The sequence below is a fragment of the Pseudomonas sp. GM41(2012) genome (assembly GCF_000282315.2).
Lineage (GTDB): Bacteria > Pseudomonadota > Gammaproteobacteria > Pseudomonadales > Pseudomonadaceae > Aquipseudomonas.
In genome coordinates this window covers 2,152,722-2,165,100 of record NZ_AKJN02000006.1, presented here as the reverse complement: position 1 = coordinate 2,165,100, position 12,379 = coordinate 2,152,722, and the positions used below count along the sequence as shown (strand labels likewise).

Here is a 12,379-nt window from a genome sequence, read left to right as displayed (position 1 = left end):
GTGCGGGCAGTCACTATCGAGAGGAACTCCCATGAACTATTTGCAAAACAAGACAGCGATCATCACTGGTGCATCTTCAGGTCTGGGTGCTGCATCGGCTCGCGCCCTGTCCGCGAAAGGCGTTCGAGTCGTCGCAGCTGCGTTGGATCAAGAAGGTCTGGATGCCATTGTGAGCGAGCTGAAAGCGAACGGCGGTGAAGCGGTGGGTCGTGTCAGCGACGTCACTAATCTGGAAGATATGAAGGCGTTGGCTCAGTTCGCTCAAGACTCCTTCGGCTCGGTAGACATCCTGATCAACAATGCCGGCCTGATGCTGTTTTCGACTTGGGTGGACCTGGCCGTCGATGATTGGGAAAAGATGATCAACGTGAACATCAAGGGCTACCTGAATGGCGTCGCGGCTGTGCTGCCCTTCATGTTGAAACAGAAGTCTGGTCAGATCCTGAACATGGATTCCGTAGCGGGCCACCAAGTGGGTCCTTCGGCTGGCGTATACAGCGCGACCAAATTCTTCGTTCAGGCAATGACTGAGTCGATGCGCAAGGAGCTGGGTGTCCACCACGGAATTCGGGTTAACACCGTTAGCCCGGGTGTGACCAATACCGGTTGGGCAGACAAAGTTACCGATCCAGCAGGGCGCAAGGCTGCCCAAGAGCTGAACAAGATTGCCATCGCACCTGACGATATTGGTAAAGCGGTGGTTTATGCCTTGGATCAGCCTGCAAACGTCACCGTCAACGAGGTGATCATTTCGCCTACCCGACAGGATTGGTAAGCAGAACCCAGCCGCACCTGCCAAGCCCGGACACTGTCGCTATGCAGGGTGTCCGGGCGCTACAGGATCTTTCCTGTCTCCCCCGTAAAGCAATGAGACCTTTCAATGACACACCGTATTTTGATTGTCGGCGGTGGCGCTGGCGGTCTGGAGCTTGCGACGCGCCTGGGCAAGACCCTGGGCAAGCGTGGCGCTGCTCACATCACCCTTGTCGACGCCAACCTGACCCATATTTGGAAGCCTCTGTTGCATGAAGTGGCCGCCGGTTCACTGAACGCTCACGATGACGAGCTGAACTACGTGGCCCAGGCCAAGTGGAATCACTTCCAGTTCCAACTTGGCCGCATGAGCGGGCTCGACCGTGCAGCCAAGCAAATCCGGCTATCGGCTATCTTCGACGATGCCGGGCATGAGCTGGTGCCGGAACGCTCCCTGAGCTACGACACTCTGGTCATCGCAGTGGGTAGCAACACCAATGATTTCGGGACCGTGGGTGCTGCGCAGCATTGCCTGTTCCTAGACTCGCGTGCACAGGCCGAGCGCTTCCATCAGCAGCTGCTCAACCATTATCTGCGCGCCCACGCAGGGAGTGAAAACGAGAAAATCAGCGTGGCGATTGTCGGTGCGGGTGCCACCGGTGTGGAATTGGCTGCCGAACTGCACAATGCTGCCCGTGAGCTGGCCGCTTATGGTTTGGATCGCATCAAGCCGCACGACATGCACATCACCCTGATCGAGGCCGGACCGCGAGTACTACCCGCGCTGCCGAACCGCATCAGTACGCCAGTGCATCAAACCCTTGAAAAACTCGGCGTGAGGGTGATGACCAACGCCACAGTCAGTGAAGTCACCGCCGAGCATCTCAAGACCCGTAACGGCGATGTGATCGAGGCTAGCCTGAAGGTCTGGGCTGCTGGCATTCGTGCGCCGTCCTTCCTCAAGAATATCGGCGGCCTGGAAACCAATCGCATCAACCAACTGCTCGTACGCCCGACATTACAGACCACGCTGGACGACAATATCTTCGCTTTCGGTGACTGTGCTGCGTGCCCGCAGTCTGGCAGCGAGCAAAACGTACCGCCCCGGGCTCAAGCCGCTCATCAACAGGCGTCGATGCTCACCAAGAGTCTGAAAGCTCGGCTACAAGGCAAGTCAATGCCGACCTACGAGTACAAGGACTACGGCTCACTGGTTTCGCTATCTCGCTTCTCGGCGGTGGGTAACCTGATGGGTAATTTGACCGGCAGCGTAATGCTCGAAGGTTGGTTGGCGCGGGTGTTTTATGCGTCGTTGTACCGCATGCACCAGGTCGCTCTATATGGCCTGTTCCCGACCCTGCTGCTGATGTTGGGTAATCGGATTGGTCGAGGGACTGAGCCGCGGTTGAAGCTGCACTAGGCTGTAACGATGTTTAGGCGCAGCGCCACTCGGGCGTTGCGCTCATTCACCCTATTAGTGCCGTGATCCGACAGGGGCGGGCGCTTGCTCGGGAATTTACTTCCCGTCGATATTCACCGCTTCACCGATTGCGTAAAAGTGCCCTCCTGCAATGTAGTGCAGGCTACGAAAATCCGGGTTGGCTGTTTCATAGTGCCAGTGCCCGTCCTTGAAGACACGTGTGTCTGCCCAAGCGCCAACGACCTCGCCGATAAACAAATCATAAGTCGTCTGGTTGTGTGGCTCGGGTAACAGCTTGCATGCAAGCCAAGCGGAGCAGGCTGCAACGAATGGCACGTCAAAACCATTGATGTCGAAAATCTGTGCACCGCAATGAGCCAGCTTGTGGGGATCATTGAACAGGCTTGAGCTGCCGACGTCGCTCGTCAGTTTGAGCTGTGCCACGGTCGGGACCTGAACAACGAATACGCCACTGCGCTCTACCAGCTCACGGGTTTTGGTCATCTTGTCCAAAACCACGGTCACTTTGGGCGGTGAAAAGTCGAGTGCGCAGGCCCACGCGGCGGCCATGACGTTCTTCACACCCTCATTTTGAGCGGATACCAGTATGGTCGGGCCGTGATTGATGAGCCTGTATGCCTTTTCCAGAGGCACGGCGGCAATGTGTTCGTCCATTTCAATTCCTAAATCAATGCTCCGATTCGATCGCTGGATCGGGGCCGGGTGGGTTCATGCGGAGGTCGATTCTGCGCAACCTGGAATAAATACGTTTCTCATAACGCCCCTCATGATGGGCTGCGTGTCATAACTTTTAGGGTTCGGTATGCCCATAGACGGCATTACGAACCGCCAGTGAAAACGCTTCAGATATGCCCTCGAAAGCGGTGTTGGTCAGGCTGACTACGGTCAGCTTGCTCACGGGGTGGAGGAGCCAGGAGTGTCCACAGACACCACCCCATTGCAGCGTGCCCTGTCCTAGAGGTGAGTCGGATTGGTTCGCTTCGGCGAGTACGGCCCAGCCATAGCCGAATCCCCAACCCGGGGCTTGGGTCTGCGTTAGCACGCCGAATTGGTCGCCCACCATGATGAATGGGGGACGGGCTCTACCAACCGTGAGGCGGATGCGCAAGGCCGAACCAAATGCGAAGCGACAGATACCTATAACGCTCTCATTCTATAGCGATCACTACATATAGCGTCAAGAATTTTGATTGCGTCGCGACCACTCAAGGTATGGTAAGTGTTGGCTCTATCGGTGGCGCCTACAAGATGATGCTCAAAAGTCTGTGTTCTAGTGCTGCCCCACTAACTTCCGATGAAGTGGCAGTCATCCTGGATCAAGCCGCAAATAGAGAGGATTACGCCGAAGGGCGTAAGGCATTTGCTGAGAGACGCAAGCCCATCTTCACAGGGCATTGAATGCCAGAGTCTTTCTTATCTGTAGGGCGTCGTGGATATCTGCCGGTGGTCAAGCTCTCGACACCATTGAAACAATCTTTGCCGATCAACTCGCGAGGAGATGCCGCGATCCGCGACCTCGCTGTTAAATTCGATAAAATGAAACGTGACAGATATCGGGTTGCCTGACGAAAGATAGACGGTAGTGAGCGATTTCAGCCGGCAAGAGTTGATAACTTATATTTGTGTAAGCTATCAATTATTATTGTTTTTATTATTGGTTAGTGCCCGCTAAGGTTCCACCCTCGTAAACAAGCTGCTACCACTGCCAGCGCCGCCTCTCTCTACGCAATGCTCTTATAAAAACGACTCGATAAAATTCTGGAGTGTAGATGAACGTCAAACATAAATTGACCTGGGCGTTTGTTGTCATCGCGTGCCTTCCCATTTGCGTAGTCGCGACGCTCGTTGTCATGAATCTGCGCACTGAAGCGCTCGACAGTTTTATCGACGGCAGTAACCGTGAAATCCGTCAGATCGACAATGCCATGCAGTTGTACTTTGAAGGTATCGGCCAGAACGTCGAGTATCTCGCCTCCCAAACGCTACTGAAAGACACTGACCGCAGCCTTAAAAACTATTCCGGCGCGAACGCCGCTGATATCCCGCAAGGCGCGCTGGATAAGCAAGTCTTTGCTTTCTATGCGCACTTGGCCAGTAGCCACCCGGCGTACTCCAATATCATTTTCGGCAACAGTGCCGGAGGCTTCGTTTCCTGGCCGGATAATCCAAAGCGTGCCAGTTACGATCCGCGCGAGCGCCCTTGGTATAAGTCCGCCCAGAGTAATCCAGGCAAGACCGTGCGCACCGACGCGTACTACTTCGCCCCGAAAGATGCCGTCTATGTCAGTGTCGTCCGCAGTATTGATACCCAACTGGGTAGCAACAGCGGCGTGATCAGTATCGATGTGTCGCTCCAGCAGCTCACTGAAATTATCAAGCAAATCAAACTCGGTGAAAGCGGCTACCTGATGCTCGTCGAGCGCGACGGCAAGGTATTGGTCGACCCTCAACATCCGGGGCACAACTTCAAAGACCTGGTGGAAATCGGCAAAGGCTACGAACAGTTGGCGAAGGCAGGCAAAGGCGTGGTTGAAGTTGAACTGAATGGCGAGCGTTACATGGCCAACGTTTGGCCGTCCGAGCGATTGGGCTGGAGTTTCGTTGGCCTGATCAAGCACAAAGAGGTCATGAGTTCCGCGACCCAACTCGCTTGGTTGATTGCCCTAATTGCCGGGGTGCTGGCGCTCGTTTTTGCCTTGGTCGGGGCCAGCTTTGCTGGCCTGATTGTGCGACCGATTCGCAGCGTAGCCAGCGGTTTGCAAGGCATCGCACAGGGTGAGGGGGATCTGACGCAGAATCTGCAGGTGCGCGGGAACGACGAAACCGCGCAGTTGGCTAGTTGGTTCAACCAGTTCCTAGCCGCCATCCGCGACCTGATCCACCGTATCGGCCAGGCAGCGAACAATATCCTCGCGACTTCAAGGGATTCGACCCAGGTCTCCAGCGACATGGCTGAAGCCGCCGGGCGTCAGCGTGAAGCAGTGGACATGGTCTCGACTGCATTCCATGAAATGGTCGCTACCGCCAATGAAATTGCGCGCTCCTGCAGCCAGGCAGCCGAGTCCGCCGATAGCGGTTGGCTAAAGGCCCGCGAGGGGCAGCAACAGATTGATGCAGCGGTCAGTAGTGTCGATCAACTGAGCCAGGAGATCGGAAAGTCTGCTCAGTCGATGCAGCAACTGGAGCGCGACAGTAATGACATCCAGTCAATCCTCGGGACGATTCGTTCGATCGCCGAGCAGACCAACCTGCTGGCGCTAAATGCCGCCATTGAGGCTGCCCGTGCGGGCGAGCAGGGACGTGGGTTTGCCGTGGTCGCCGATGAAGTCCGAGCGCTGGCCAAACGAACTGCCGACTCTACTGCAGAGATTGATGGTCTGCTAGGCAACCTGGCCAAACGCACAGGTGCTGTCACCCACCAAATGCGCGCCAGCCTGGAGGTTTCGCAGCAGTCGGTTAACCGTATCGGCGTGGCGCGGACCAGCTTCGGACAGATCCGGGATTCTGTGGACGTGATTAGGGACATGAACACTCAAATCGCAACTGCTGCCGAAGAGCAGCATCAGGTAGCCGAAGGCATTAACCTACACGTCAGTCAGATTCATGGGGATGCACAGCGGGTGGCCGAACTGGCGGAGTCTGCGCGAGTTAATTCCGATGGCTTGGCCGTACTCTCTAGTGAGTTGGACAGCTTGGTGCGACGTTTTCGGACCTGATAAACCTCACCAAAGTCCGTTTACAGATTTCGACGGTGTAGGCTGTAGGCGATTTACCGTGCAGAAAAAATCGCCGGACGCCATTAGACTCCCGGCGGCTGGACCGTGCACTGCGTGTGCGAGGAGAAGAACTTGACGATAACTTTAAGTTTTTTGACGCGCCGCGGAGCATTGTATTTACCACCGATCGATCCATGGAGCAGGGCTCTTGGCTCGACTTGGGCATGTTTCTACAAAATGTGATGCTGATGGCTCGAACGTCGCTCTAGATACCTGCTCGCAAGCCGCATTCAACAAATACCATCGACTGATCTTCGAGCATCTGAATCTTCTGAGCGACCCAAAGATGGTGTACGCCAAGAGCTTGGGATATGCAGATAACACCAGGGTCGAGAATACACTTGCAAGCGAGCAGGTGCCGGTGGAAGGCTTCGTCCGGTTTCACTCTGAAGTTAGTCAAACACTTGGAGATGCGTATAAATCCGGCCAAGTCATCTACCCAGCCCCGCAAAGCCAGGACATGGACATAAATTTAAGTGTGCACCCGTTCTAGCCTTTCAAGCGGGTGTTTCATGCAGCCACAACGCCGTTCGTGCTCCTACTCCTTCACGGCCCAGGTCATTCATGAGTGTGCCCATCCCAACGCTTCGATTGCCAGCGTCGCGCTGCGCCACAGACTCAGGCCAGAGATTCAAACTGATCGTCATCGACCGCAGAGCGCCTGAACTCTAAGATCGTACTTTCATGCGCCGCTCCCCATTCCCGCATCGCACTGACCAAAGGCGCGAGGGTGTTGCCTAATTCTGTGAGCGAATACTCCACCTTTGGCGGAACCTCACGATAAATTTCGCGATGAATAACCCCATCAGTCTCCAGCTCTCTCAGCTGGAGTGTCAGCATCCTCTGAGTAATATCTGGTATTAGGCGTCGCAGCTCGTTGAAGCGCTTCGTTCCGGACATCAGGTGGAACAATATAAGCGATTTCCATTTTCCACCGATGACATCGACGGTGAACGCGACGGGACAAGCGAACGCCTCAATTTCACCCTGAGGAATACATTTTTTCACTTTTATCTCCATGGTATACAAAGTGTGCCTACAGCACAAAATTGTGCGTACTTACGCATATATGCTGTGTACGTTAGCATCATTCCATATCGATCACTATGGAATGTTCTAGATGAGCTTGCTGCTATCCCCCTATGAAATTAGAGGCCTCAAACTGAAAAACCGGGTTGTCATGTCGCCCATGTGCATGCACATGGCTGCCGATGACGGCTTTATCACTGATTGGCACCGAGTTCATTATGGTGCTCGCGCTTTAGGTCAGGCGGGGCTGATTTTTCCCGAAACGATGGCTGTCCACGCTGATGGTCGCATTGGGCCCGGTGACCTCGGCATCTGGAGCGATGAACACGTTCGCGGCCTGAAGGCTTTCACCGAACTGCTCCACAGCTTTGGTACAAAAGCGGGCGCTCAGATCGGCCACGCGGGGCGCAACGCGGATCTGCCCAATCTCATTCACATCGCGCCCTCGGCGATCCCTTTCACGGATTCTAGTCCTGTTCCCCGCGAACTCGCGGCTAATGAAATTCCGGGTTTGGTGAAGCTATATGGGGATGCCGCACGGCGCGCGAGCGACGCTGGATTCGATGTGCTTGAGATCCATGCCGCTCACGGTTACTTGCTGAGTGAGTTTCTTTCACCACTGGCCAATACGCGCGACGACGAGTATGGAGGTGATGCCAAACGTCGCTATCGCTTCCTGCGCGAAGTCTTTGAGGAAGTCAAAAAGCATTGGGGAGATCGTCCTCTGTTCGTTCGGATATCTAGCTCTGATTACGCCGAAGGTGGAAACACGCCTGAATCGTTCCTTGAATATGGGTGCTGGATGAAAGAGCAGGGTGTCGACCTGATCGACTGCAGTTCCGGTGGAATCAAAATGGTAAAGGTGCAGACCTACCCAGGTTACCAAGTACCTGCGGCTGAATTGCTGCGTAAGGAACTGCACATTGCCACGGGGGCGGTGGGTGTGATCCAGAGTGGGCGCCAGGCCGAAGAAATTTTGCAAAACGGCCGGGCTGATCTGGTGTTTATAGGCCGGCAAATGCTTCGCGATCCATTCTGGGTGCGCAGCGCAGCAGATGATCTGAAGGAAGTCATAGAGATTCCTGAGGCCTACACACGTTATGGATCTGTCTGGCTTGATACCAAAGCCTGAAGCTTTTTTGCATAAATCAAATCAGTGATCAATAGCAATCCCATGAAGCAGGGGTAAACACATGAGCAAACCGACTTACGTACAAGAATGCCAAGCCATCACCGAAGTGCTGAACAAGTACATTGAGGGCTGCAAGCAGGCCAAAAGCAGCATCATGAAGCCAGCTTTCAGTGAGCAAGCAACGATGTTTAGCGTCGATGGCGACGGTAAGCTGGCCGGCGGCGCGATTCCAATCCTGTTCGATGGGATCGACAAGGGTTTCCGCCCATCTCCTGACGCACCGGCAGCTATAGTCCGCATAGAGGTCGTCGGGACGGCGGCTAGCGCTCGCATCGACGCCAACGACATGTCAGGCATTTCCTTCACCGACTTTTTCCATCTGTTGAAAGTCGATGGCAAGTGGAAGGTAGTCAGCAAGATTTTCCACACCCACGTCGCGCCTTGAACCTCTGTCCTCCTTGAGTACGCGGGAGATGAGGCTTCCCAGCATGCCTGCTTTGTTTAGACGAGCGGCGCTGGAACTGTGCGTCCGGCACACGACCTGGAAGTCGTTGTCTTCCACTGCCTGAGTGAAGACGCAACACAAATATGAAGTAGCTCGCTATTCAAAACGATCCACACACTCAGGTAATACAGAGGAAAGATCATGAAAACCCTCACCTCCGCTCTGGCCCTTACCGCTGCGACCCTGTCTCTTGGTAATGCTTTTGCAGCCAGCCCGCCCGGTGTTGAACACAACACCGCAAAATTCTTGCAATCCCTTGAAGGCGGCAAGACGCTCGACTCCATGACGCCGGCCGATGCCCGCGCCGCGCTGGCGGCTGCCCAGGCTGCCCCCCAAGTGGCCTTGCCGGCAGCTGATGTCAGCGAGATGACGATCCGCGTCAACGGTAGCGACCTGAAGCTGACCATCGTGCGACCTGTCGACAGCAAACAGAAAACCCTACCCGCGTTCATGTACTTCCACGGCGGCGGCTGGGTGTTGGGCGACTTCCCGACCCACGAACGGCTGGTGCGTGACCTGGTAGTAGGCTCGGGTGCGGTGGCGGTCTTCGTCAACTACACCCTCTCGCCTGAGGCGGGATATGGCGTCGCCATCGAGCAAGCCTATGCCGCGACAAAGTGGGTGGCCGAACATGGCAAGGAGATCAACGTAGACGGCAAACGCCTCGCCGTAGCTGGCAACAGCGCAGGCGGGAACATTGCAGCCGTGGTTGCCTTGATGGCGAACGAGAAGGGCGCACCAGCACTGCGTTCGCAAGTGTTGCTGTGTCCGGTGACGGATGCAAACTTTGACACGCCGTCCTACAAGGAGTTTGCCAACGGTTACTTCCTGACGAAGGACTTGATGGTGTGGTTCTGGGACAATTACACACCCGACGCCGAGGCACGCAAGCAGATTTACGCTTCGCCGCTGCAGGCGACAACCGAGCAGTTGAAGGGCTTGCCGCCGACGCTGATCCAAACTGCCGAATTCGATGTCCTGCGCGATGAAGCTGAAGCTTACGGGCGCAAGCTCGACGCTGCGGGTGTACCTGTGAAGTCGGTACGCTACAACGGCATGATTCACGATTTTGGGCTGTCGAACGCATTCAGCCATCTGCCGGCGCCTCGCACCGCGATCGAGCAGGCATCTCAAGAACTCAAGACCAGCCTGAGCAAGTAGTTTCAAAAACAAAGAATCCGCAGGTCACGGTGAAACTGCGAGAGTCCTTTATTGAAAACACATCGTTCAATTCATTGCGAGCTACAGTAGCACCGAAAGTTTTTCGGAACACCTGCTGTGCTTTCTGCCGTTGAGCATAAATCAATAATCGCAATCCTTATTAAATTAAGAGTTAATAAATGAAAGTTACTTCTATCAAGAGTTTGTTTTTTGTTGTCCTAATTTCGAGCTTGGGCGCGATTGCTCAAGCAGATAACCTACCGAGTGACCAACAAGTCAGTACTAAAACAGTGAGCAAACCTACGTACGTAGAAGAATACCAAGCTATCAGTGAGGTACTTAACAAGTATATTGAGGGTTGCAAGCAGGCCAAGAGCAGTATCATGAAGCCCGCTTTCAACGATCATGCGACGATGTACAGCGTCGGCGCCGATGGCAAGCTGGCAGGCGGCGCAATTCCGATCTTGTTCGATGGGATTGACAAGGATTTCCGTCCATCTCCTAACGCACAGGCCGCTATAGTCCGCATCGAGATCGTCGGTACCGCGGCTAGCGCTCGCATCGACGCTAACGACATGTCAGGCACCTCTTTCACTGACTTCTTCCATCTGCTGAAAGTCGAAGGTAAGTGGACTGTGATTAGTAAGATTTTCCAAACGCATGTAGCGCCTTAATTACTTGAGCCGTCCGGCTGTTGACGCCGGCGCCGAATTGGCCCACGAGCTGAAGCAAGGCTGACCCATCCCTAAATCTGAAGAAATCCCGCATAGGCAATGATTCGAGGGGAACAGACTGGGTCATTGACATCTCGGCAACTGGGTCAATTCGGCATCGGTGCCAACAACGGGTCAGAGCAGCGCCCAGCTGCCCTTTGCTGTTCCGGCACCGCATTCGCATGTTGACAGTCACGGAGGTGGGCAGCTGTTTCTGAGCGACGTGTTGCACGATTCGAAAGGTCCTAGCCATCTCGCAAGCGCCGAAGGCCGCTTACGCTCTGTAGTTAAACTGGAGGTTCAGTTTAGGCGGCGATAGCTCATTTCAATTTCTGGTGAAGTCGTTTTTTTTTCTGATGAACGCCTACGCGTTGTACATCGCGTTCGGCCATGGTGGCTCTCGATTATAAGCTGACGTAATAGTCCGCATAATAAATAGAAAATTGACTAATCATAGCCCCGAGACGATAAATCATCTCCAGACAGGCGCCGTCAGAGCGCCTTGATTTTGCAGTTTCACTCCTGCCAAAAAAATAACCAAAGGAGACCGACCCATGAAGCCCCAAGCTTCTCCTCAGCCGCGCCGTGCGGCAGCCGCAGCCTTTATCGGCACCATGATCGAGTGGTACGACTTTTACATCTACGCGACCGCCGCCGCGCTGGTGTTCGGCGCGCTGTTCTTCCCCTCCGACGACAAACTGTTCAGCACCATGGCCGCCTTCGGCACCTTCGCCGTGGGCTTCTTTGCGCGGCCGTTGGGCGGGATTATCTTCGGCCATATCGGCGATCGCATCGGCCGCAAAAAGTCGCTGATCATCACGTTGCTGATGATGGGCGTGGTCACAGTCTGCATCGGCTTGCTGCCGACCTATGCACAAATCGGCGCAGCGGCGCCGGTGCTGCTGATTCTGCTGCGCATCGTCCAGGGCATCGCCGTCGGTGGCGAGTGGGGCGGGGCGGTGTTGATGGCCGGCGAGCATGCGCCGAAAGGTCGACGCAATTTCTTCGCCTCCTTTGCTCAACTCGGCAGCCCGGCCGGTTTGATCCTGTCGTTGCTGGCCTTCAGCGCAGTCACCCGTCTGCCGGAAGAAGACCTGATGAGCTGGGGCTGGCGCCTGCCGTTCCTCGCCAGTTCGCTGTTGCTGCTGGTGGGCCTGGCGATTCGCCTGGGCGTGAATGAGTCGCCGGAGTTCCTCGCCAGCCGTGAACTGGCGCGCAAAAGCACACGCAAGGAGCAGGCACCGGTCATGGAAGTCCTGCGCACCGCGTGGCGTCCGCTGCTGTTGTGCATCGGCGCCAACACCCTCGGGATCGCCGGGGTGTATTTCACCAACACCTTCATGATCGCCTACACCACCCAGCAACTCGAACTGCCGCGCTCACTGATTCTTGAGTGCCTGTTTGTGGTGGCGATCATTCAGTTCTGCATTCAACCGTTGGCCGCGTGGGTCGCCGAGAAAATGGGCGCCACCCGATTCCTGTGCCTGGTGTCGTTGCTGGCCATCGCCTCGCCGTACCCGATGTTCGTGCTGGTCAGCTCGGCCCAGGCGCCGCTGATCATCCTCGGCATCGCCCTGGCGGTGGTGTGCATGGCGTCGTTCTATGCGGTGATCGCCGGTTACGTCAGCGGCATGTTCGAGACCCGCGTGCGCTACACCGCGATTTCGTTGGCCTATCAGATTTGTGGCGCCGTGGCCGGTGGCCTGACGCCGCTGATCGGCACCTTGCTGGCGCACAAGTTCGCCGGCCAATGGTGGCCGATGGCGGTGTTCTACAGCCTGATTGCCGCGACTTCGCTGATCTGTGTCCTGTCCCTTGCCCGTCGTCATGCCAGCGCTGAACGCCTCGAAATGGCCAACGCTTGATTAA

General features: G+C 55.5%; 10 protein-coding genes and 1 pseudogene. 9 read left to right on the top strand and 2 right to left on the bottom strand.

Going from position 1 to position 12,379, the window contains the following annotated elements:
• The first annotated feature begins 31 nt into the window (after positions 1 to 31).
• Positions 32 to 775, top strand: a complete 744-nt coding sequence (locus tag PMI27_RS16195) for an SDR family oxidoreductase (RefSeq protein WP_008145375.1) — start codon at positions 32 to 34, stop codon at positions 773 to 775.
• Positions 776 to 880: 105 nt separating this feature from the next.
• Positions 881 to 2,173 carry an NAD(P)/FAD-dependent oxidoreductase gene (locus PMI27_RS16200; protein WP_008145373.1) on the top strand — a complete coding sequence of 431 codons (1,293 nt, stop codon included), beginning with the start codon at positions 881 to 883 and terminating at the stop codon, positions 2,171 to 2,173.
• 96 nt (positions 2,174 to 2,269) lie between these two features.
• Here the strand turns inward: PMI27_RS16200 and PMI27_RS16205 are convergent, their stop codons facing one another.
• A complete protein-coding gene (locus PMI27_RS16205) occupies positions 2,270 to 2,848 on the bottom strand; it encodes a flavin reductase family protein (protein ID WP_008145371.1) in 579 nt (192 codons plus the stop codon).
• 1,115 nt (positions 2,849 to 3,963) lie between these two features.
• Between PMI27_RS16205 and PMI27_RS32475 the strand changes: the two are divergent.
• Both PMI27_RS32475 and PMI27_RS32470 read left to right on the top strand, forming a co-directional pair.
• Positions 3,964 to 5,055: pseudogene (locus tag PMI27_RS32475) on the top strand (cache domain-containing protein); the annotation flags it as partial.
• Between the two features lie 87 nt (positions 5,056 to 5,142).
• Positions 5,143 to 5,910 (top strand): methyl-accepting chemotaxis protein, encoded by a 768-nt coding sequence (locus tag PMI27_RS32470; RefSeq protein ID WP_443200785.1) that lies wholly within the window; start codon positions 5,143 to 5,145, stop codon positions 5,908 to 5,910.
• Between the two features lie 678 nt (positions 5,911 to 6,588).
• Here the strand turns inward: PMI27_RS32470 and PMI27_RS16220 are convergent.
• Positions 6,589 to 6,978, bottom strand: coding sequence for a winged helix-turn-helix transcriptional regulator (locus tag PMI27_RS16220; protein WP_008145363.1), 390 nt, complete (start codon positions 6,976 to 6,978; stop codon positions 6,589 to 6,591).
• Positions 6,979 to 7,090: 112 nt separating this feature from the next.
• Between PMI27_RS16220 and namA the strand changes: the two genes are divergently transcribed.
• From namA to PMI27_RS16240, 5 genes are all read left to right on the top strand, one after another.
• Positions 7,091 to 8,131 (top strand): NADPH dehydrogenase NamA, encoded by a 1,041-nt coding sequence (gene namA, locus PMI27_RS16225; RefSeq protein ID WP_008145361.1) that lies wholly within the window; start codon positions 7,091 to 7,093, stop codon positions 8,129 to 8,131.
• Positions 8,132 to 8,192: 61 nt separating this feature from the next.
• Positions 8,193 to 8,576: a nuclear transport factor 2 family protein gene (locus PMI27_RS16230; protein WP_008145359.1), complete on the top strand. Its 384-nt coding sequence runs from the start codon at positions 8,193 to 8,195 to the stop codon at positions 8,574 to 8,576.
• A 201-nt stretch (positions 8,577 to 8,777) separates the two neighbouring features.
• Complete coding sequence (locus tag PMI27_RS16235) at positions 8,778 to 9,797, top strand: alpha/beta hydrolase (RefSeq protein ID WP_008145357.1); 1,020 nt, start codon at positions 8,778 to 8,780, stop codon at positions 9,795 to 9,797.
• A gap of 290 nt (positions 9,798 to 10,087) precedes the next feature.
• Entirely contained in the window at positions 10,088 to 10,471 is a 384-nt protein-coding gene (locus PMI27_RS0229380) for a nuclear transport factor 2 family protein (protein WP_033053363.1), read from the top strand.
• 593 nt (positions 10,472 to 11,064) lie between these two features.
• The gene (locus PMI27_RS16240; RefSeq protein WP_008145355.1) at positions 11,065 to 12,375 is read left to right on the top strand and encodes an MFS transporter; all 1,311 of its coding nucleotides are present in this window, start codon (positions 11,065 to 11,067) and stop codon (positions 12,373 to 12,375) included.
• The last annotated feature ends 4 nt before the right edge of the window (positions 12,376 to 12,379 follow it).